Below are 21237 nucleotides of genomic sequence, written 5' to 3'. Positions count from 1 at the left end.
CATCAAATCCTTTCTTTGTAATGGTTAGCTTTACCATACACCAAAGATACACAAAGTTTACATATTTGCAAACTTCGTGTATCTTTTTTTTAATTTAATTTTAACGCTCGATATGCTTAATACAGACCTATTCAAATTCCCTTTTATATCCGAGGTATGGGGTACATCTTCTGACTGGGTGATGGTACTTGTTACTGGGATTACAGCCTACTTTCTTTGGAGAACGCTCAGATCTCAAACAACAGTGCAAAACTTGCAGCAGGATCTACATAGGATCGAAGTTGAGAGATTTATAAAAGATCAAAATTTAAAAATGTCAATTGTAATTTTTCAACCTGATATAGTAAAACAGGGGGATAATATTATTAATTACATTTTCAGAGTAGAAGTAAAACCCATGAATGGAGGTTGTAAAAATTTAAAAGCGACTCTAAAATTAAAAAATGGCAATATTATTTGGATTGAGAAATTAAATCCCCACAGGATTTCATATCAATCAACTAACGACCCGTTCACTTTAAAGTTTAGAGGTGAAATAGAAAAAAAATACTTTTTACAGGTTGACGATGTTGTATATGTGGAAATAGAATTTGAAAACCTGTTAGGATATAGATTCACCCAAAAATCTTATTGTCCGTTTTCAATTACTGGCATGTTTGGGCAAAGTAATTCAGATCCAATTTTCTTACCTAACTAAATCGCAATAACCAACTGCATACATTCCTTTTCTCTTAATGAAGAAGGTAAATATCCAATGCCGAATTTTGTAATCACTATTATTCAGCGTAGATTGTTGGACGAAATTAAAACTACTTAACATCATGAATGATACGTTATTTAATATTTTTATATCTGTAATTTCAAGCGCGGGTCTTACTGGTATAATTATATTTTTTTTCAAAGAAAAAATAAAAGCAAGTATCAAAAGTGATTATGATCATAGACTTGAAGGATTTAAAAACGAGCTAAGCAAGAACCAAAATTTTATATCTAAAATACTTGATTCCCAAAATCACGGGTATCATTTGAGTCAAACAGATAGAATTGCTGCAATAAAAGTATTCTGGGAAAACTATTTAATGATACGAGAGTACCTGACCGCGATAAGTTCCATCGACGGTTTTATGACGGTCAAAGAAACAAATGAGTTTTTCATTGACGATCGCTCGTTACCTTTAATTTCAACAATGCAAACCGATTTAAATAAAAGCATCCAATTGTTAAAACAATATCAGAATAATATTGAAGCAATAAGACCATTTATCAATGATAGAATTTGGTTTCAAATTGTATTTCTTGTGACTTTTTTGGGCAGAATATCTTATCTCTACAATTTAAATTTTAAGAATAGAAATATGCAACATTGGAGGTTAGACGCCCCAATTATCGATTTATTAAAAAAACATTTATCTGAAAAAGAGTACGATTATATTACAAAAAATGAACTGGCTGGAATCTATAAAGTGATTTCTTTTGTCGAACAAAAACAATTAGCTGAAATCTACAGAATAATAAATGGGCGGGCTGCTGCTGAATACTCAATGGACCATGCAATAAGTTTAGGCCAATTACAGAACGATTTTGATAAAGAAACAAAAAATACAGCCCACCAATACATAAAAAAACCAGCCACAAAATTTTAAATAGCACCCAACTAAATCCCACTAAGGGCCCTTACGCCTAAGCCTTTTTTCTTGTTGATGAAGGTTAGGTATTCGGTATGGAATGCAGCAACAATGAAGTCTTTTAGGGTGTCGGTAAGGTGGCCGTGCGGCTCATAGCTTACTTTGGTTTTAGGATCTGTGATTCTCTTCTTTAGCATTGTACCATCCTTGTCGGTCTTAGTCTCAATATAGTCGTTGATCGACTCTTTGCAGTTTTCTCCTATCTCAATACTTAGTCCAGGTATTTCCCCGGCAAATATTGCGTTAACAAAATCAGCAATACCGGCAACTGGCGGAGCTGACTTCAACATCTTGTCTTCAATTCGGAATCCCTCTTTAGCGATAGCCTCTGTAAACAGGTCGTAAAACGATTTCTTATTATCATCGATGTTGTTCCTCGATTTTGTACTTTTATCCCCGTATTGCAGCACTCTAAGCGTGTACCCAATCTTATTCAGCCACTCGCCAACGTTCTTTCCTGCTTTCGTAGCTGTGTTGATTGGATCAATGGCTGGCAGTTCATTTACCTGTTTAATTACCCACCCAGTACCGTTTTGCACCAATTGCCAGATCGTGACAGCTATATAAGGGAACACGTTACTATCAAGTGAAACATGAATTAAATTCGAAACATCCCAGTTATTGGCTCTGATATGCTTGTCGGTATCGAACTCCCGTAAAAACTCATTACCGGTCTTCATCGCAACATCCCATTCGCCATCAACGAATACCCGGTAACTTTGAGGCGGCAACATTTTTAGAGAATCAAGGTAATCTTGTGGAATGTATGGATTATCGAATATACGGGCCTGTAAATAAGCAACGCCCGGCGGCAATGTTCCTGCTTTATGTTTATCGTAAAAACGTTTCTTAACCCAATTCTGGGTTGGGTTACAACTCAGTAATATTTTTGAAGGGCAACCTGGAGAGTGGAACCAAGATCCGGCCCGCTCAATGATTTTATCCAAGGTTACTTCTTGCGTTTCGTTTGCTTCATCTACAAAAGCGCCATTGATTTCAAGCCCTTTAAACCTGTTTAGATCCTTGTCACGATCATAGTTCTCGCCCATAAAAAGAATCTGACTACCATTGTCCCATGTAAGAACGAGCGTATCCTGTGGAAACGAAACAACGTGCTGCTGCCAGCCCTTATTCAGAAAGTTTTCAGTAAAGGTTTTTAGCAATGTAGCTTCGAGGACTACCCTGTCCTTACGTAGCATTGCCCATCGACTATTTGGATACATATAGCAGATAGAAATGATCTCCATACATCCCCAATGGCTCTTAGCTCCACGAATTGCACCTCCGTACAACAGAATGCGATTCTTTTTAAGTAACCTATGTGCCTCTTTCTGCTTGGCAGTAGGATTAAATCTTTCTGGAGCAACATCTACCATGCTTACTCCGAATCTCCCCAATCAATAATAACCGGCTTAACCATGGTGACTTTATTGTCGACTTCAGATTTATCGATCATCAGACCTCTTATCTTAGCCATTTGGCCTAATGCAGCATCAGCAGCATAAAGCTCTACCTGGATACCGTCTTTTGTATTTTTGAAGGACTTAATTATACCCCGCTCTTTGTCCTGAACAATCTTTGCAAGGTCAAGGTACACCTCGTCAATCATTACTGTTTCACCGTCAATGATTCGGGTAGAATATGGATTTAACTCTAATTCAAGTTTATACCTAATGATCTTCCGACGTCTCCCCTCCTGATCGGCCATATGCTTTTCAAGCTCATCCTCTCCCATATTGATCTGCAGAGCGTAGTTATCTTCAAATTCAATCTCTGTTCTTAAACGCGAAATAAGGACATTTAAGCCTACTTTGATCTCTGGGGTGTAAGGAACTTGCCGAGTAGACATATAATCGCTCATGTTCCCCCTTGCAAGGTTTGTGATGCGTTTAGTCACCTCTCCAGCTTCCATGCTTAATGCATCGAGCCTTTCATTGAGGTATTCTTTGATATTAGGTTTTGTAAGGTTCTCTGCTGATATGACTGCTGCCGTATTTTCAGAATACCCTGCTGCAATTGCTGATCGTGTACCATTAAAATCTTTTAGATACTCCTCGCAAAAACGCTTCTGTTTATCGGTTAGCCTCGCCATCTCTTACAACGCTAAACTAAATTGAGTATCATCCTTGTGGATTGAATAAGCCTTAAACCTTTCAACAATACTCATCACCTTAGTGCGAAACGGGCGCTCAGGACCTGAGTTGAACGGTTTCATCCAGCTTTCAGTAAATTTCTTGAAATGGCTTGTCATTTCAGGATTATTGAATTCAAGACAACGAGACATCTCATCACGAACACCAGCAGGTAATTTGCCTTGCGCTTTCTTATCCTCTTTACCCTCAAGGAAAGAAAGAGGTTGATAGATTTGATACACGCAAGCGATAAAGATCAACCTACGGTTCTCAGGACTCTCATCCAGGAACTGTTCTTGCACCTCGCTATAGATGTTGGATACATGACTAGCCGCTTTAAGCATTGGCCTGAATTGCTTCAGGGTATCAATAGCTTTCCCGTAATCCATTTGCATGAATACACGTCCTAAGATTCGTTCCGTTTCTGTCTTGGTCATAACTTTACCGTTTGTGTAGCCTTTTACCTTACTTGATTGTGATGATACGCAAATATAGCTCTACTTAACCTAATTAACAACTGTTAATTTATTATTGCAGGTAGAAGGTTATTTGGTCCGTTTTAGGTATTGGATTTAGCTTGGTTACTTCGGTGTAGTCTGAATTAAATTGCAACAATCCATACTGATCTATGTACTGCTTAGCTGCAGATATGAATGCGATAGGGTTTTTCACCTGTTGGATTGATAGGCTTTCACCTGGCTCCATGTCGTTGAAATATTTGAGTTGTACTGGGGTCATACTGGTTTAAAATTAAAGTGGTCCTACATAAAGTGGTTTAATACACCCCTTACTATATAAGGGGGTGTTAAACTAAACTACTTTACGTTATAGTAGTTTAAACTAGTTGTGATATGGTGTTAAACTAATTTGAACCTATTTAAAGGCTGTTTTTGTGTAAAATATCAAAGTAGTTTAAACCAGTTTAAATTTTAATATTTTTCAAAGTAGTTTAACGAGTGCTTAAACTAGTTTAAATGCCATTAAAGGAGGTTTTTCGATTTTTGAGTAAACTTGCTTTGCCTAAAAACTCTATACTCTTCCTGGTATAAATGAAGGTTTTCAGCCTTAGAAAAAGGGGAAATAAAACCATTAAAATGATCAATGTTTTGGGACTTTAGAACGTACTCCACGAACGAGATTATCTCCTTAGAAGTCCTAAAAATATACGTATCGAAACCCTGTTTTTTGTGCTGGGCATGGACGACCTTTTGCGCCGGATCAACCTGTCCACTGGAAGTTTTTACTTCTATCAAATACAATTTTCCTGCCCAAATTAGGTGCAAATCTTGTACTCCCGGCACAACACCTTGCCCGGTTAAAATTGTCGCAGTACGCGGATCTCTATAGCCTCCATTAGCAATATGATACAAACAACCATATGTCTCAGGGAATTGATTCCTGATATGGGTTATTGCATCCTGCTGGATTTTGGCCTCAGAGAAATTACCCTGATCCATCATGAAATGAAATTTTTTATATCTTTAAATATAATTAAAATTTAACAACTATGTGCGCTCTTTTTACTGAAATTTCAAAGCATTGGATAGAATTGCTGACTCTACTTGCCGCAATTTTTACAATGGTTGCTGCATTTAAAGCCTTAGCTATTTGGAAAGACCAAAGACTGCATGAATTAAAAATGGAAATATTTGCGGTTAGCAGAAGATCAGTTGACTTGATTAAATATTTAAGAGATCCAGTATCGTTTGATGGAGAAATTAATCAGGAATTGCTTGACAGTTGGAAAAAACACAACCCGAATGAATTATCCACTTTTACTAGTAAATTCTTAGTATTCCAATCTAAATTACGGTTTCATGATGCGACGTATAAAGAAATCCTATTTTTAAGAGAGCGAGTATGGGCTGAGTTTGGAGATAGCCATATCTTTAATATCTTCTATGATTACATAATCAAAACTATTGTGGATTTAAACTCTGCACATCGCCAACTGACATATTTAGAAAAAGAAAATGTGATAGATGATCCAGAATTTAGAAGCGAAAAAAAAGAATTAATTTTGCGCATCAATGCTGTCGGTCAAGACGAAATAACAAAAACTCTTGAAAAGAATTTTGACTTGTTACTAAAGGAAAGAGTTAACCATAGATTATCTCAATAAATAATCAGCAATATCTAATCCTTTCCCCTTTTCTTCATCACTAGCTATTTTTTCAATCTGGTCACTGACATTAAAACCAAACTCCTGTGCTTTTACCTTCCAATCGTCATAGGCACCTAAATCTGGGAACAATGTCACCGACCTATTTAACACTGGACCCAATTTTTCTGCCCTCAGTTCCTGTTTCCCTCCGCAGGCTAGCCAAAGATACTTCTCAATAAATAAGCTAGCTATAAGGGCTGTTTTTTCACTTTCAACAATGGCAATTGGCTTAGTGTTGGTTTTTAATAAATGTTCTCCAAATAGACATTGCTTTAAATTAAAGTCCGGAAAGAACGGGCCATTAATGTTACCCTTTTTATGATACCAGGTAGCTGACCAATCTTTATCCCGGTGCCCTGTATCATCATACTTTATAATTTTACCGGATCTGACTTTACCATTAATATCATGTTGCCAGAATACTGTCCAATCCTTTGTATAAGGGCCTGAATTATCCACGCCAAACCTGTATTTTAAAATCAATTGCTCAATGGTTTTTGAGTCAAATTTTGCAATCAACCAATTAGTAAATGAGTTGTGTTCATAACCCTTTAAAGTGTTAATTACATGAGCTGAAGCAATAAAAGATGTTGGTAATTCTATTTGCGGAACGAATTCAACAAATGCATTATTATCTTCTTCTGGCTTTAAAAAGTACCCACAACTAACTTCCCTGTCACATCTACCAAATTTTTCCTCAATAAAATTCTTATCCAAATCAATAAACCGCACCAACGTTTTTTTATAACACCGGGGACATTTGAATTTTTTACTGGATTTATCTAATGAGTATTTGAAAGTCTTTGTCATAACTAAAAAGGAGCATCACCATCCGCTTGTTTGTTAATTTTTGATCCAGATACAACTAAAACCATTGGATCGAATAATGGGTTCTTTTCATACTTGGCATAGCCTTTAATATGCGGATTTTTCCAAACCATACCCAGCATTAAATAATGAGTTGCAAATTCAATAGCCTTGTTTCTGCCCATTTCAATGCCATTGAGTTGGAAATAATATTTTATGTTTTGAACAAAATCGTTGTACTTCAAAAACTGATCTTTGCTAAATACCTTATCTACAATTTCAGGATGAGCATTATTATAGGCTAAGTCAGTCGGATCAATGCCTTTTTTGCTTGAACTTATATTAGTGGTAATCTTACCGGCATAGCCATCAACGATAAACGGCATACCTTTCTCATCCCTATCAAAAGCAAAGAGTTCAAATGCCTTAGACCTAGTGTATTCGGGATTACAAACAATTAGGCCGTCCTCATTCTGTTCAACCTTAATAACGCTCTCAGACTTATTAATCATCTCAGTACCAAGATGACCCCGGGCATGCTCATTTCCTTTGTTCTGGTGAAGGATATTTAAAATATGGCAATCATACTGGTCAGCCCATCTCATAAGATCTCCAGTCCTGCGAGTAGCCTCTTCGGGGTTATTAATATCGAAAACTAAATCCCTAATACCGTCTACAACTACAAGGTCTGGCCTGAATTCTTTAATTATCAATTCAATCATCTCCACCCGTTGGTTCGGTGGGAATATTTTTAAGTCGTAAAATTTTAAATAATCAGAGATTTTTAACCCGGACATTGATAAGATCCAGAACTGGGTTCTACTGCCATAGTAAAGCCCTTGCTCGGTATCGATCCATACCACGTTTAAATCATTTTTAATTGATTCAGAAACAATCCATGAGGTTACAGTGGTCTTACCAGATTTTGCACGACCAATCAATGTTGAAATCGATTTTTTGGTAAAAACAGGAACCCCGTTTACCCCAAATACAACATCAGGCTCAGGAATTTTTACGCCCTGGGGAATTAAAGACCCCCTGATCAGCGTTTGAATATCCTTCTGCTCTTCAGCCTCCGCATTTATATCGTCAATAAGTTTTTGGACTATCATGCGTGTTCAAATAAATATTCAAACACCACATTTCTTGTATCACCAGCATCCTTTAACAGCTTTGAAATTAAATCAATATAAAGCGACTTTTGATAGTCATTTACATCTGACTTAGAGGTCTTGCATTCATAGATATAAACATTCCTGTCGTCTGAGCAAACTATATCTGGAAAAGCATACTTCTGCCCCCTAACTCCTAACGATTTATATTTTATTGAGAATTGCCAAACGCATTTATCATAATGGAAACCAAGTCTTTTGAATTGCTGAAGCTCGAATGCCGTGGCTTTTTTTCTTGTATCGACAATTTTATAAATACTACCTAGTTCAGAAACTCCTTCAAAATGAAGCGATAAATCAGGAAGATTGTTATTTAATATAAAGTTGTAAATTATACCAGTACTTACTGATTTAGACAGTCCTAATCTGTTACGTATTTGTGCTGGCCATCCTTTTACGCTAGGCTCATAAAAATTAGGCAGAGCGTCAGGTCTTAGTATATAATTTTCATGACGGACTGCGTAGTTCATATGCTCAGTACAGCCCCAAAAATCTCCAAAATGAGGCCCAGAAACAAGTCTTACATCTGCTCCGCAAATACATTTTTTAGCCTCATTAAGCTTAAGAACCTTTGATCTAAACTGAAGAAACTTAACTTGATATTCTTCTTGGTTTTTAAGGTAATCAGACTTTATAGCATGGTATTCGTTGATAATTTTATCTTTCATTCGATTCAACAAACCGAGATTCTTATTGTAATCTCTCAACCTTTGGCTATCGGTGTCTTTAAAAAATTGATCAACTTCTGATTTTTTTGCTGGCAATACGTATTCAAACTCGTTCATATCTGGCTATCTTAATGTTATATCTGCAAATTCAATTGGCTCGTTAGGAATGTTCTGATGGTCCAGCCACGACCTTCTGTACCCCATGCAGGCAGCAAAACTCATAAGAAACCCTTTTTCTATCTGCTCCTTAGCTTTGGCTACGCGGATTGCAAAAGGTCTTTTATTTTTTAGCTTAGCGTAATTCGCCAGCTCTGTTGGGTTCAATTCACTTATCTTTTTACCAACTAAAACATGATATTCTTCGGTTAAATCAACCATTTCACCTTGGGCCAACGATTGCTCCGGCTCAGGGTACACGTAATCGCAATATTTACATATCCTCGCTGAAATTGGCAGAATGCTTTCACAACTTACACAAGCCTTACATGATGAGGCACCCACACTATCAGACTTACGTTTAACCTTATTCCAAAGCTCTGAATAAGGCCGATCCTCAAAGTATAAGCCATGCTTTTCCCAATTAGATCCATAATCCAAAACAGTAAACATATCCTTTCCTGGGAAAATTCTAGAGCCCCTACCAATTTCCTGCTGGTATACAGATGTAGATAATGTTTTGTGCATCAAAGCGACCATATCAACTGGCGGGTAATCCCAGCCTTTGGATAACGATTTTATCGTCACTAAAACATTTGCTAAATGTAGGGTAGTAAATTTAGCCAGTTCATAATCAGCGTGCTCGACTTGTGAATGGTATCTGCAAGATTTAAAACCGGCCTCAATTAATTTTGAATTAAGCCCTTCAGCTTGTTTGATTGACGCTACAAATATTACACACTTTTTAAATGGAAACTCTCGCAAATCATCAAACAATCCATCATAAACTCGCTGAGCTCCAAACACCATTTCGTTTGATTTTTCAGTAACCTCCCCGTTTCGAATTTCTAATAGACTGGTATCTGCAGGAGTTCTGGCTTTATGTCGGTAATTAGTCAAAAAGCCTTGTTGTATAAGCCAATCAACCTGAGGACCTTCAACCAGGTCATTGTAGTATATCGGTAGATGTTTATGTAAAATTCCATAAGGAGTAGCGGTGCAACCAATTCTAAATGCATTAGGTACGTAATCAATCAATTTGGTAGAGGTAGAAATATGGCACTCATCAATAAGTAATATTAGGTTAGAATTTAAATCCTGCAATTGCTTAATGATCATTGGTCGTTTTAAAATTGTTTGAATCATACCAACGTAGCATTTGGCTGACTCAATATATAATTCCTTTACATTACTGTTGATCTCAATGCCATTACACTCCTTAACAAGTTGGTTGTATATTTTTCTTGCATCAGAAAGTACCAATACCGTTTTTCCTTTTTCAATACACCTAGACACAATCATGTCGATCATAATAGATTTGCCCGCGCCAGTTGGAGCGTGTAATATAACGGCTTTGTTTTTCGCCAACGATCTGCTGGTACGGTCAACTATATCGACTTGGTATGGTCTTGGCGTTTTGATCATGGTTAAACATTTTAAAAATTATCATTACCCCTGTCTGCTAAAGGGTTCGCCGTCCTTGTTCTCTATAAGGCTACAGAGCAGCTGACAGAGGTAATGAATGAAATGTCTTTAGGTATTAGGCGAACTATAAGACAAATATAAAACAATTAACTCAATTAACAACTGTTAATAAAAGTATTTAATTGTTCCTGTTTTGGAACCTTTGGATGATCGCTTTGGTATCACTTCCAGGCTTCACGTAGATAGTAGTTTTGGCATCAAGCTTTAATGGAACACACGCAGTAATATCTATTTTACGAATGGCCATCGTCTTTTCTTCCTTTGTTTTTTTGACAGCCCGGATCTTTCTCAACTTCTCCGGTTTAACTGGCTTGTCTTTCGGTACTGGTTGTGGCCTATATTCCTTCGTTCGGAAATCTGGTTTGCCAGACTCCCTAGCAAACCTTCGCTTCTCCCTTCGATCAGCATTAAGCTTTGCCAATAAACGCGCAGCAGTTGCAGCTTTCTTGGCTTCCTTTTCCTTTTTCTTCGCTAAAAGGGCGTCTTTATTTTCCTCTCGTTCCTTTGCTCGCCTATTCTGCATATAGAGCCTCATTTGTTCCTTCCTCCATTCTGGAGTCGATACCGCTGGTAAACCTTTAGCGATTCTTGCTCTTCTTCTTTGCTCCTTAAGTTTATCAAGTTTAGCCTTAACTCGCTCGTCGTGCCTTCTTTTTGCTTCTCCTTCTGGTAAATATCCCATTGTTAAAAATTATTATGATTTGTCTTTTACTTATTCCTATACCCATGCCTGCTGATCACTTCCAATTTAACTATCACCAAATCCTCGTTTACTCCGAACTTATTGATGGTCATCCTGTCCTCACGGTTATTGAATGCCAGGTTAGGTGAATAACCATCATATGAGGCGGCAAATACAATAGGATGTGCTGTCAATTTCTTGGAAGGCCTACCTTTTCGAGCTATGGTGGACGCGGTGATTCGTGCGTAAACGATTTCTCCGGGGTTTATTGTATTCATAATGGAATGGGTTTGCAGCCCAAAACCCCACTACGGTTAGATAGTGAGGTGATTGGATTTAGGTTAGGTTAGAAAGGAAGATCATCTTCTTCGCCAGGTGCGCTGTTCACGCTCGCCGGATTTGAAGCCGGAGCAGCTGCCTGGGCCTGTCCTGCTGAAACAACATTCAGCTTCCATACAACCAGACTGTTGAAGTAAGATGTTTTACCAGTTTTATCTGTCCATGGACGGCCACGGAGATTGAAAGCTACATCTACCTCATCACCTGGTTTCAAAGCATCAAACAAAGATGTTTTATCCTGCAGCGCTTCAAATTTGATATACTCCGGATAGGTTGGGTTTTCAGCGTATTCAATGATCAGATCACGCTTTTTAAATGTTTCACTTACTTGTTGTAATTCGCCAACTTCGTGTACTTTACCAATAATGTTCATTCTATATCCGGTTGACCAGAGCCGGCGTGGTTTATGCCTGAATTGGCGTGTTAACTTAATTCACAATTGTTAATAATAAGACTCATTTAATAGTTCAAATCGTATCTTTTTGCTAGTATCTCCTCATGATTTTGAGGTGTTTTTGGGAGGTAATCAGTGATTTTACTGTTATGGATTACCTGTCCTGTTTTGGTATCCTTCCAGTTTTTACCATACTTCTGGTACCTAAGAGGAAGTTTTGAGAGGTCTGGTTTCATTAAGCGTGTGTTAATTGATACTCAATTTCTCCCCCTTCAAAATCAGGACGCTCGATAAGTAATTGTAAATCCTCTTTTGCTGCCCATTCTTCGATATCTTTCAGTGAGTTCTTATCAAGGAACGAAGCATCAAAATGTAATGTTTTTACCTCTCCAATGTTCATCGCAGCAAGTTTTAATGCTGCTATATAAATTTTTGAAGATGATAATTGTTCTTTTGACAAAGCAAACCCCTCAAAGGAAATTCCATCATCAGTAAACGAAAAACCCTCTGGCAATGTTGATGATTTGATGAGCTCCTGTCTTTCTGTTTCAATCGACTTAACCAACTTATCGGCAGAATTAGCGGCGTTCTCCGCTATTTTTAATGATTGTTTATTTGATATCTTAAGGTTGTTAGCTTTAATTTTTTCATTTTTATCTTTCGCATCTTGAAGTTTTGTTTTAAGAGCGTCAACATCCGATTGCTCTTTCTTTTTGTTTTCGGGGATTAACAGCCACTTTTTACCATCATCAATTTGCTTTTTAGAAGTTGTATTTTCTGTTTCCAGATTTATTATCAAATCTTTCAATCTTTTGATTTCAGCCTCATTGTTTTTGATGGCGGTTTGCCTAGACGTTATCCCCTTCTCAACCCCCGATATTTTTTCATTGTGGTTATCCACCCCCAAAATATCCAATTGCAGCTGATCTAAAGGCAATTCATCAGTCCGCATAGTCAAGTCAACCGATACATCCTTAAGTTTTTCCTCTGCAAGCTTTTTGTTCTTAAAAGTACGATCCTCAAAAGCTGATTTGTAACGAGAATCAATATCAACAAAATCAAGCCCGCAAATTTCTTGTAATGTCTTTTTTTGTTTGGCAGGAGTATCATTCAAAAACTTATCAATATCAAAAGTCTCTGGGAAAAACCTTGTTGAAATTTCCTTATTGATGCTCGTTTTTATGTTATCAGTAGAGATAAAAGTTAGTTTTTCTCCTGCTTTGGTTCTGTTTTCAAATGACCAAATAAACTTCTCACCTGTCGTTAGCTCCCATTCTGCATAACCTTCGCTTTCACCATGCTTTAATATTACATCGGGTTTAATGCCTCGTAGCCGGTCCGGTAATGATTTTAAAAAAGACGTTTTACCTTTGTTATTACCGCCGATAATTAAAGCTGTACAACCTCCAAAATCAGCTGTTTTACTGGAAATGGCCTTTAGATTTGATACTGTTATTTTCTTTATTTTACTCATGACTAAGCTGCTTTATTAATTTCTAATCCAAATATTTTTTTGTCAGTAATGTTTGCTTTGTAATGCTCAATGAATTCTACGAACTCATAAATCAGGTAGATCAGTTTATGAAACATATTGTCGCTCGGAATGTAAGTCTCTTGAAAAACCTTTTCGTAATCAGTCACCAGGTACTTGAATTGCTTTAATGGCTTACCCTTAAGCTTGCAGATAAGCGAATAAATTGGGTGCTGAGTACTATCCTTGTATTTGTTCAGCTTGTAGTTGCTGGTACCTTTTAAATCAACAGCCATTTCATCAAACATGTAATCAACAATCCCGTACAGCTTAACATTACCCACCCGGGTTCTAATAACTACTTCAATGTACTCCTGCAATCCCGTGCAATTAATCAAACGGGCAGCAACCTGCTTATGAGCTTCAGTGTAGTTAATACTGCTGACATCACCACCTTTAAGAATGGCGTTTACATCTGATTCAAACTGTACTCCACGTAATTGATCTTCGGTTTGCTCAGTTTTAACTTTATTGATCCGATTCAGAAGACTATCAAAGGTCTCATCATCATCCGCCTTTTTGTATCTAATAAAAGCATCAAGTACTGACGGGTAGAACGCATAATCTACCTTTACTGGTTCTCCATTCGGGTTAATTGCTTCAAGAATCTCCATCTTTTTCGTTTTTGATACTAATGATTATTGACATACCACCCATTTTTACAGGAGGATTGATTTTTCTAGCTGGAGAAATCTCTTCTCCGGTATCTTCATCAATCTCGGCCTCCACTTCCGTTGGCTTCTTAAAAGTTTTAAGCCATTCCTGACGTTCCTTTAATTGGAATTCTATTGCTTTAAACTGTTCGTATAGTTCGGTCCAAACTGGATCATTGCATTCTTCGAAGTGATATTTAACTCCAGTCATTTGCTCACGGATAGTGCAATGATGTTTAGTGTATCCTTTTTCGGGAACCGCCACCTTACCTTCAAGTCCTTCAACAATTCCTTTGAATACGTACATCCCTTTCTTAGCCATTAACAGGGTATCCATCGGATCTGCGTACCCATCGTCAACCCCCTGAAGAATCAGACTTGCCATATATGACAACTCTGATTTATCTGAAGTAAGGATTGATTTGTTCTCTATAGGCAGAACGGCAATTTCTGCCTTAGGCTGCAGGAATAAGTTTAAATTCTCGTTAGGCTTCATTACGCTGCTTTTTTAGTAGTCAAACCGGCAATAGTTTTGCTTATTTCAGCTTCCTGCTCTTCCGTAAAGCTGTGAGCAGCCCTTACAGATTTTAATACCGTAGTGGCGCCTGATTTACTGCTTAAGGCTAGATCAGCAATAAGGGCAATAAAAGCATCGTCTTCGATAATTGGTAAGGTGATTTCCAGCGATTCAATAGTATCTAACTGATCCGGATTTAGCGAATAAGTTTCTTTAACTTTCTCAACTAATCCTGTCTCACCTGCTTTTAACCTGGTAATTAATTGACCAAAGGCTTTATCGGGCATGCCAGGCAGCGCAACTGGTTGCTCATCTACAACAGTATGGGAAATATCAACAGTGATACCTTCCATTTCTTCAGGTGTATATACAGGCCCCGCAAATACATCAGGACAATACCATTTTACACCATTACTTATTGCCCTGGCAAAAAGCATATTTTTAGGAAACTTATCTATGTTTTTGGTAAGTGCTTTTTTAGCATCCTCAATTGTAAATTCAGATAATCCTATTTTTTCTTTTCCCTGATAAAACTCAATCCGGCAAATCTTATCGGACATTTCGAGAACTTTGTAGTCATATTTACCAGACCCTTTTACAGTAGATGCGATCAGGCCAGCTCCTATAGTTGGCTTGCCTTGTATTATATGTATTCCTGACATTGCTGCAAATGGAGGAATTCCAATTTCCTGACCTGCCTGTATTTTAACAAAAGCCTGGCCCATTGCCTTAGCATCGGTGAACATTCCACTTTCTGCAAATGTTTTAGCCATGATCATTATATCTTGAAATGGCATTGCTTGGATTGTTGTTAATTCTGTTTTCATAACTTATTTATTTATTACTGTTGAAACTTCTTTAATTGCTTTTAGTATTATTTGAAGGCCATCCCTGACCTTGACTGATAGATCCACTGTTTCTCGCTCATTGAAATCAGGGACGTTGATGTTTTTAATCTGAGAGTACAGGTAGTTGATTTTTGCTTTATCAGATTCGCTTACCGGACTCATTACTTAATCAATATTTCTAATGCATCCCTATGCAGCTTCTCCTCCGCCAACTCCCTCTCAATGTTCTCCCGCATTCGCTGGCACCTGAACCGGTAGTTAGCATCTGGATGATCTCCCCAGTCAGCCGGGTACTCTGTACTTCTGATCCCCTGAGGTTTTGAAGTCGGATTGTTTACTGCTGCCCGAATCCAAAGGCATGACTTGTTGCGTTTAGGCTTACCTTTACAATACCCAATGATCCTATCACAAGCCTCATGAGCGAAAGCCAGGGCTATCTTTTGAATGCGTAAAATCTCAGCAATTGGAGGGCAGGTTGCTAACCATGCTGTATATTGTTCGATTGTGGTTTTCTTGGTGTAGGTCATTACTTAGCGTTCCTTTCTACTGCGTTTAAAAATGTATGTCTGTTCTCTGATTCCAGTGCTGATTCCAGTTCAATCCGATCAATCCTCCAAGCTGCATTGCCTGATGCATCTCTTACTGGATTAATTACACCTTCTTTGATCCACCTGGCTAATAACTCCTTACTTCCGCAGATCCTGGCTGCCTGAGACTTGTTCAGGGTAGCACTATACAACCCCAAATCAATCATTGCCTTTTTGGCTCCGATTTTACTTGCACTGATCAGTAGCCCTTTCAATTGAGATAAACTCATTGTTACATCATCCATTATGCAGCCCTCCTTGATAAATTGATCCCAAAAACATGTGCTATGTGTGCAAGTAAAGCTCTATATTGATACTTCGGCATTGGAAGTGTCGTGTGGGCTGTGTAAACTTGGATATAAGTCATCGCTTCTTTGTAACTCGTTTCCAACTGCTGTTTTAGGATATCAGCCCAGTACCTATCCTTAATATCTTCCCAAGCATCTTGTAATAGATGTCCAGCTAAATCGCTGTAATCGGCTAATTCAAAGTCAACGATGAACCTAATTAAGGCCTCTTCGTCTACTCTGATTTGATGTGGCTTGTCATTTTCTGACAACTCAGGAGTTAAGTAATGAAATACTACATCGTTGCCGATTCTGTCAGTATCCCATAATTCGATAATTTGCTTTACTTTTGGCATGATCTTTTTGCTTTTGTGGTGAATTGATTTTGGCTCCTCTTGGTTTGATTTCGAAGTCTGGACCGGAGGGGCTTTGTTTATTTTATTCTTTTTATCATTAGAACCTTATCGTTCAGCTTTTCAGTGGTCCACCCCATGTGTGGATGTGATAATGAAAGTTGTCTGCTGATTAGAGGACTTATAGTATTCCTTTTGCTAAGCTCAACCGGTATTTCCTGCTCCACTTCCATCTCTGTAAGTATTGTTGTCCAGGATGGGCTTTTTTTTACTTTTACGACTTGCATGTTATGTTAGTTTACTGTTGATTGGTCAATTAACCTGATTAGTTCTCTGGAGTTCTTAGCCCCTGTGATATGCATCGCATCAGAAAGATGCCTTTTTACCGTGTTTGTTGAAATGAACAAAGCTTCAGCTATTTCTTTCCCTGACTTATAACAAAGCATCGCAACGCGCTTCTGTGCTGGAGAAAGCTTATCAATTCCAACCGTTGGAAGACATCCAACCCCTTCGTGTTTACACTTGCCACGTTTTGAGCACGCCACAACCTCAGGAGTGATGTTTCCTAAAGCATCAAAATCCGGTGTGTTGTCAAAGTTTGCAAACATGCATTTAATGCATTGTTCGATTTTATCATCCTCAGTGAAGTTACCCATTGATTCATACGCCCTTTCTGCTCCAAACCTGTTCTTATAAAATTGAACCACTGCGTTTTTAATACTTGATGGCATATTTTTCGTAGACTGTGCAGCCCCGTCAAATAAGCAATACCCTCTATCGTTTGCTGAGAACAACTCCGTAGTGTTGTCATTGAATAATCCAGCTGGTAATTTCGTGGTGATCATTTTGGTACTTTTTGGTTATTGATAGTAGTGTGTTTATATTTACCTTTGTTGTTATTGAACAATACAAATGTAGTTCGTAATTACGAACTATCAAAATAATTTATTCGTAATTACGAACATTTATATTTAAATGACTGATAATCAAGATAATAAAAATTCGGAAAAGTTCGTAAGACTGATGGAGGTAATGGCTTATTTCGCATTTGCAAACAACTCGGAGTTCGCAAAAACGATAAAAACCTCTAAATCTTATATATCAGAAATACTGAAAAGCCAGGTCCCACCCAAAACAATGGGTCAAAAACTTGAAGACAACCTGAACGTCTCAAGACAATGGTATGAAACAGGCGAAGGAGAGATGCTCCTTTCTAATAAAGTTCAAATTAACCAATCACAAAATAACGCTAAACCGCTCCACGAAGTGCACTATCCAATTAACCCAGCTGACGCCCCATTTATTGACATGGGAAATGGTCAATACACAATGCTTATACCTTTAGTTGATGAATACTCCTACGCTAGTTTTCCAGGAGGATTTAAGGACCCCGAATATGTTTCAGAATTAAGAAAGATATCCATTACTGTCGACAAACAACACAGCGGCCGATATTTTGCTTTTGAAATTTTGGGTGATAGTATGGAAAACTACTCCGACAAAGAGAGTGCGAAGAAGTCAATAGCTGATGGATCCACTGTAGTTGGGAGAGAAATTCAAAAGCACCATTGGAAAAGTCGATTGCACTACCACAAATGGGCCACATTCGTTATAGTTCATAAAGAATACGGCATAACATGCAAAACGATATTAGACCAGGAAGTTGCAGATGGAATAATTCACCTTGGGTCATTCAACCCAGACAAATCAAGACACAAAGACTTCGCTTGGAATCTCGATGACATCCAGGCAATTTTTAACATCGTAAGAATAATTAACGAACCTTAAAAATGAAAAAACAACTATTAACGCTTTTAGGAATCATATTCACACTTGCAAGCTTTGCTCAGAAAAAACAAAAAGACACAGCAAAAGTCGCATTCCCAATTAAAGATGGGCAAGTTTTTTATGAAACAATTATTGACAGTCTAGATGGTCAATCCAAGGATCATGTTTTTAACACATCTCTAAAATGGATGGCGGAAACATTTATAGATTCAAAAGAAGTAATCCAAACAAAAGACAAAGAATCGGGATCAATCATTGGAACAGGAAATTTCACATTCACTACTTCAGGATTCATTAATACAACAGGGACAATGGGGTTTATGATTGAAATCACTGCTCGGGAAAACAAATCAAGAATTAGGCTTTACAAGTTCATCAACAAATATATGCCTAGCTATAGTATCGAAACGCAATTGATACCTATGGAACCAGCATATATTAAGTACCTAAATCAAAAACAATTTCCGAAAGAAAATAGAACCTACTATCTAGCGCTTAAAGACAACATCGAAAGTATAATAAAAAGCTATAAACAATATTTAACCGTTAATTCAAAGAAAGACGATTTCTAATGCCACCCCTCAAACAAGATATCATATCAAGGGTTACCGGAGCTGCAATGCATATAATGCATGCTAGTCATCTCTACGGAACTTCTCTTTGGCCTAAGAACGGATTGAAAGCCCCGACTATGGCAAACTTTGATATGAAAGATATAATTGAGGTGAGAGCATTCGTACACTACAAGGAAGACGGCACGCCTAGTTATGGCATGCTTTTAAATATGTTTAATATCAACTGGAATAGAGTAAAGAAACAGCAAACAGCTATCGAGCCGATCCTAGATCAATCTATCTATGATAATGTTTATTTCTCTTTCGATAGAGCCAGCACGCTTGGCATGGGATTAACCAGAACCATGGGGCAAATGCACTTTAAATTCACAATCAACGATTAACTGTCAACCGGTTTACATAATAGTTGACAACATTCAAAACATTACAATATTAACCTGATTAACAACTAACTTTAATACCATGCCAACAGTCGCCACCAAAAAATCAACAGCTACCGAGATATTCAGCATGGATATCGCAAAGCGCCTATACGAATTCCGCACGTTGTTCATCAGCAAATCTCAAAAGGAAGCTGCTGAGAAGCTTGATATTACTCCAGCGTGGCTTTCATACATGGAAAGCGGAAAACGTAGAGTAAGGATGGATGTTGTGGAAAAAATGGTGAGATTGTTCGACCTGAATGCTGAATGGCTATCAAACGGATTAGGATCAAAGCAAACTAAAACACCAAATAAACCAACTGCAGCAAGCAGCCTGTCAGCAGTTCACCAGGAGGTACTAATCATAAAGAAAACTCTTTCCGTATTTGAAGCAAACTTAACCCAAGCCTACAAATTGATTGAAGCCCAAAATAAGATCATTGAGGATCTGCAGAATAAATTAGCTAAGAAGTAGAACCACCTGCTCCTGTATTTTATCAATCGTCCCCCAGTCCCGCACAATATATGTATCAGTGATCTTCATCGGCTGGCTGTGGTTTAGAGCCTCTCCAACGTCGGAAACAGAAAACCCGCAAGTATTACGCGCTTCAGTAGCAAAAGTGTGTCTGGCAGCATAAAAATCTAACTTATACTTTTCAAGATCCAATTCCGGATTGCTGACCTCCAGTATCTTCTTTAAATTTGAGCTGCCTTCAAAAATTGCGCTCTGAAAACTAGGTATAGATGAATACCTCTTGTTGATATTTCCAAAATACTTATCGACCAATAAAGCGGCCTCAGGAATTTTCTTTATACTTATAAACGCTGAATCTTTCCTTTTACTCCGGGTCTTGCTTCTATTGTATGATATTCTATCCCCAGTAATATCAGTAATCAAGAACATATCTTTCGCATTCATCCCGCATAAGTAAAAGCTTAACATGAATATATCTTTAAAAAGCTCAGCCACGCTACCTGACCTTACGTCACAGTCCCGTATTGCCTTAACATAGTTTATTGGTATAGCTCTTTTTTTAGCCGGTGGTGCTGACTTTAATTTTAATTTTCGAAATGGGTAATTCTGAATTCTTATTATTCCACGGTCCTCATCATTATATTTATCACGTATCGCATTAAACACCAACTTGAACCAAGACATAACTGTTAAGAAGGTAGCATCGGAAACCCCCGGCATTAATCTGGTAGCCTTCTGGCCATTACTGAGATACCTTGTCTGCTTATGTGGTTTTTTTAAATACTTCTCAAATCCCCTTAACAAGTCTGAAGTTATACTCGTCGTATATACCTCATCAAGCTTAGTAAAGTCAGTAAAATTATTCAACACACTCCTGATCCCCTTATATGCTGAATCTTTTCCTTCATCTTTCAACTCCTTAACGAAACCCCATCCAAACGAGATAAAGTCGATATTTACTGAGTTCGAATCCGAAGGCTTTCGCAACAAATAATCAGCAACATCAGCAGCAGTCATTCCTTTCAGCCTCTCTCCTAGTTCACCGATTTTCTTTCGGTATTCACCAAGTTCAATAGTCAATTTCGTTATCAGGTCTTTATCCTTAAACTCATACTTTTTTGTCAGATCTTTCTCTGTGATGTAATGAGCCGTATCCGGATAAACCCTTTTACCTTTATGATAAATCACTAGCTTTACGTTAATAGTCCCGTCAGCTTTTTTATGATGTTTGTGTGCTTTGAAGTGTACTGTTGCCATATGCTACTTTTGTAGCACAATTGTAGCATTTTTTTCATTAGTATGCTACAATTTATATTATTAACTCAATTAACAACTGTTAATAATAGTTTAAAAAACACAGTACAAAGCGTTTGAAATACTGATTATCACCTTGATTAGGATGTTAGAAAAAAAAGTAACATATTTATTGCTTCTAATCTACGCAACTACAGTTAACACTCTTATTATCAACTAATTAAATTTTAATTTTTAATTCACTGTAGCACAGCTGTAGCAAA

The 21237-nt window shown here is 37.6% G+C and carries 30 protein-coding genes; 7 read left to right on the top strand and 23 right to left on the bottom strand.

Going from position 1 to position 21237, the window contains the following annotated elements:
• The first annotated feature begins 112 nt into the window (after positions 1 to 112).
• A complete protein-coding gene (locus B9A18_RS00525) occupies positions 113 to 697 on the top strand; it encodes a hypothetical protein (RefSeq protein WP_084286713.1) in 585 nt (194 codons plus the stop codon).
• A 124-nt stretch (positions 698 to 821) separates the two neighbouring features.
• Positions 822 to 1643, top strand: coding sequence for a hypothetical protein (locus B9A18_RS00520; protein ID WP_084286712.1), 822 nt, complete (start codon positions 822 to 824; stop codon positions 1641 to 1643).
• Positions 1644 to 1654: 11 nt separating this feature from the next.
• Here B9A18_RS00520 and B9A18_RS00515 read toward each other — a convergent pair whose 3' ends face one another.
• From B9A18_RS00515 to B9A18_RS00495, 5 genes are all read right to left on the bottom strand, one after another.
• The gene (locus tag B9A18_RS00515; RefSeq protein ID WP_144009334.1) at positions 1655 to 3082 is read right to left on the bottom strand and encodes a phage terminase large subunit; all 1428 of its coding nucleotides are present in this window, start codon (positions 3080 to 3082) and stop codon (positions 1655 to 1657) included.
• Entirely contained in the window at positions 3064 to 3777 is a 714-nt protein-coding gene (locus tag B9A18_RS00510; protein ID WP_084286710.1) for a terminase small subunit, read from the bottom strand. Before B9A18_RS00510 ends, B9A18_RS00515 begins: the two co-directional genes overlap by 19 nt.
• Positions 3778 to 3780: 3 nt before the next feature.
• Positions 3781 to 4254, bottom strand: coding sequence for a hypothetical protein (locus tag B9A18_RS00505; protein WP_144009333.1), 474 nt, complete (start codon positions 4252 to 4254; stop codon positions 3781 to 3783).
• A gap of 91 nt (positions 4255 to 4345) precedes the next feature.
• A complete protein-coding gene (locus B9A18_RS00500) occupies positions 4346 to 4555 on the bottom strand; it encodes a hypothetical protein (RefSeq protein WP_084286708.1) in 210 nt (69 codons plus the stop codon).
• Between the two features lie 242 nt (positions 4556 to 4797).
• Positions 4798 to 5277, bottom strand: coding sequence for a PDDEXK family nuclease (locus tag B9A18_RS00495; RefSeq protein WP_084286707.1), 480 nt, complete (start codon positions 5275 to 5277; stop codon positions 4798 to 4800).
• 47 nt (positions 5278 to 5324) lie between these two features.
• Between B9A18_RS00495 and B9A18_RS00490 the strand changes: the two genes are divergently transcribed.
• A complete protein-coding gene (locus tag B9A18_RS00490; protein WP_084286706.1) occupies positions 5325 to 5939 on the top strand; it encodes a hypothetical protein in 615 nt (204 codons plus the stop codon).
• Here the strand turns inward: B9A18_RS00490 and B9A18_RS00485 are convergent.
• The 17 genes from B9A18_RS00485 to B9A18_RS00405 all read right to left on the bottom strand — a co-directional run bounded on the left by B9A18_RS00485 (position 5928) and on the right by B9A18_RS00405 (position 17305).
• Positions 5928 to 6791, bottom strand: coding sequence for a DUF6371 domain-containing protein (locus B9A18_RS00485; protein ID WP_084286705.1), 864 nt, complete (start codon positions 6789 to 6791; stop codon positions 5928 to 5930). The genes B9A18_RS00490 and B9A18_RS00485 overlap by 12 nt on opposite strands.
• 2 nt (positions 6792 to 6793) lie before the next feature.
• The gene (locus B9A18_RS00480) at positions 6794 to 7900 is read right to left on the bottom strand and encodes an AAA family ATPase (RefSeq protein ID WP_084286704.1); all 1107 of its coding nucleotides are present in this window, start codon (positions 7898 to 7900) and stop codon (positions 6794 to 6796) included.
• Positions 7897 to 8745 carry a hypothetical protein gene (locus B9A18_RS00475; protein ID WP_084286703.1) on the bottom strand — a complete coding sequence of 283 codons (849 nt, stop codon included), beginning with the start codon at positions 8743 to 8745 and terminating at the stop codon, positions 7897 to 7899. The genes B9A18_RS00480 and B9A18_RS00475 overlap by 4 nt, the downstream gene beginning before the upstream one ends.
• A 6-nt stretch (positions 8746 to 8751) precedes the next feature.
• Positions 8752 to 10209: a DEAD/DEAH box helicase gene (locus B9A18_RS00470; RefSeq protein ID WP_084286702.1), complete on the bottom strand. Its 1458-nt coding sequence runs from the start codon at positions 10207 to 10209 to the stop codon at positions 8752 to 8754.
• A gap of 178 nt (positions 10210 to 10387) precedes the next feature.
• On the bottom strand, positions 10388 to 10951 hold the full coding sequence (locus tag B9A18_RS00465; protein ID WP_084286701.1) for a hypothetical protein: 564 nt from the start codon (positions 10949 to 10951) through the stop codon (positions 10388 to 10390).
• Between the two features lie 26 nt (positions 10952 to 10977).
• Positions 10978 to 11229: a hypothetical protein gene (locus B9A18_RS00460; RefSeq protein WP_084286700.1), complete on the bottom strand. Its 252-nt coding sequence runs from the start codon at positions 11227 to 11229 to the stop codon at positions 10978 to 10980.
• Positions 11230 to 11297: 68 nt separating this feature from the next.
• Positions 11298 to 11663, bottom strand: coding sequence for a DUF3127 domain-containing protein (locus B9A18_RS00455; protein WP_084286699.1), 366 nt, complete (start codon positions 11661 to 11663; stop codon positions 11298 to 11300).
• Positions 11664 to 11749: 86 nt separating this feature from the next.
• Positions 11750 to 11920, bottom strand: coding sequence for a hypothetical protein (locus B9A18_RS25080; RefSeq protein WP_159452556.1), 171 nt, complete (start codon positions 11918 to 11920; stop codon positions 11750 to 11752).
• On the bottom strand, positions 11920 to 13158 hold the full coding sequence (locus tag B9A18_RS00450) for an ATP-binding protein (protein ID WP_084286698.1): 1239 nt from the start codon (positions 13156 to 13158) through the stop codon (positions 11920 to 11922). The genes B9A18_RS25080 and B9A18_RS00450 overlap by 1 nt, the downstream gene beginning before the upstream one ends.
• A gap of 2 nt (positions 13159 to 13160) precedes the next feature.
• Complete coding sequence (locus tag B9A18_RS00445; RefSeq protein ID WP_084286697.1) at positions 13161 to 13829, bottom strand: hypothetical protein; 669 nt, start codon at positions 13827 to 13829, stop codon at positions 13161 to 13163.
• Positions 13816 to 14364 carry a hypothetical protein gene (locus B9A18_RS00440; protein ID WP_084286696.1) on the bottom strand — a complete coding sequence of 183 codons (549 nt, stop codon included), beginning with the start codon at positions 14362 to 14364 and terminating at the stop codon, positions 13816 to 13818. Before B9A18_RS00440 ends, B9A18_RS00445 begins: the two co-directional genes overlap by 14 nt.
• Positions 14364 to 15212 carry a hypothetical protein gene (locus tag B9A18_RS00435; protein WP_084286695.1) on the bottom strand — a complete coding sequence of 283 codons (849 nt, stop codon included), beginning with the start codon at positions 15210 to 15212 and terminating at the stop codon, positions 14364 to 14366. The genes B9A18_RS00440 and B9A18_RS00435 overlap by 1 nt, the downstream gene beginning before the upstream one ends.
• Before the next feature lie 182 nt (positions 15213 to 15394).
• Positions 15395 to 15760 (bottom strand): hypothetical protein, encoded by a 366-nt coding sequence (locus B9A18_RS00425; RefSeq protein WP_084286693.1) that lies wholly within the window; start codon positions 15758 to 15760, stop codon positions 15395 to 15397.
• Positions 15760 to 16050, bottom strand: a complete 291-nt coding sequence (locus B9A18_RS00420; protein ID WP_144009331.1) for a hypothetical protein — start codon at positions 16048 to 16050, stop codon at positions 15760 to 15762. The genes B9A18_RS00425 and B9A18_RS00420 overlap by 1 nt, the downstream gene beginning before the upstream one ends.
• Positions 16051 to 16064: 14 nt before the next feature.
• A complete protein-coding gene (locus B9A18_RS00415; RefSeq protein WP_084286691.1) occupies positions 16065 to 16463 on the bottom strand; it encodes a hypothetical protein in 399 nt (132 codons plus the stop codon).
• Between the two features lie 77 nt (positions 16464 to 16540).
• Positions 16541 to 16747, bottom strand: coding sequence for a hypothetical protein (locus tag B9A18_RS00410; protein WP_084286690.1), 207 nt, complete (start codon positions 16745 to 16747; stop codon positions 16541 to 16543).
• 6 nt (positions 16748 to 16753) lie between these two features.
• Positions 16754 to 17305 carry a helix-turn-helix transcriptional regulator gene (locus B9A18_RS00405; protein WP_084286689.1) on the bottom strand — a complete coding sequence of 184 codons (552 nt, stop codon included), beginning with the start codon at positions 17303 to 17305 and terminating at the stop codon, positions 16754 to 16756.
• A gap of 130 nt (positions 17306 to 17435) precedes the next feature.
• On the opposite strand from B9A18_RS00405, the gene B9A18_RS00400 reads away from it, so the two are divergent.
• From B9A18_RS00400 to B9A18_RS00385, 4 genes are all read left to right on the top strand, one after another.
• A complete protein-coding gene (locus tag B9A18_RS00400; RefSeq protein ID WP_084286688.1) occupies positions 17436 to 18248 on the top strand; it encodes a S24 family peptidase in 813 nt (270 codons plus the stop codon).
• A gap of 2 nt (positions 18249 to 18250) precedes the next feature.
• Positions 18251 to 18820 carry a DUF4468 domain-containing protein gene (locus tag B9A18_RS00395; protein ID WP_084286687.1) on the top strand — a complete coding sequence of 190 codons (570 nt, stop codon included), beginning with the start codon at positions 18251 to 18253 and terminating at the stop codon, positions 18818 to 18820.
• Positions 18820 to 19206, top strand: coding sequence for a hypothetical protein (locus B9A18_RS00390; protein ID WP_084286686.1), 387 nt, complete (start codon positions 18820 to 18822; stop codon positions 19204 to 19206). The genes B9A18_RS00395 and B9A18_RS00390 overlap by 1 nt, the downstream gene beginning before the upstream one ends.
• A 79-nt stretch (positions 19207 to 19285) precedes the next feature.
• On the top strand, positions 19286 to 19720 hold the full coding sequence (locus tag B9A18_RS00385; RefSeq protein ID WP_084286685.1) for a helix-turn-helix domain-containing protein: 435 nt from the start codon (positions 19286 to 19288) through the stop codon (positions 19718 to 19720).
• On the opposite strand, the gene B9A18_RS00380 is transcribed toward B9A18_RS00385, so the two are convergent.
• Positions 19706 to 20977, bottom strand: a complete 1272-nt coding sequence (locus B9A18_RS00380) for a phage integrase SAM-like domain-containing protein (protein WP_084286684.1) — start codon at positions 20975 to 20977, stop codon at positions 19706 to 19708. The genes B9A18_RS00385 and B9A18_RS00380 overlap by 15 nt on opposite strands.
• Positions 20978 to 21237 lie beyond the last annotated feature (260 nt).

Origin of the sequence: Pedobacter nyackensis, from assembly GCF_900176505.1 — a bacterium.
GTDB lineage: Bacteria > Bacteroidota > Bacteroidia > Sphingobacteriales > Sphingobacteriaceae > Pedobacter > Pedobacter nyackensis.
This window is presented reverse-complemented; position numbering and strand designations above follow the sequence as displayed.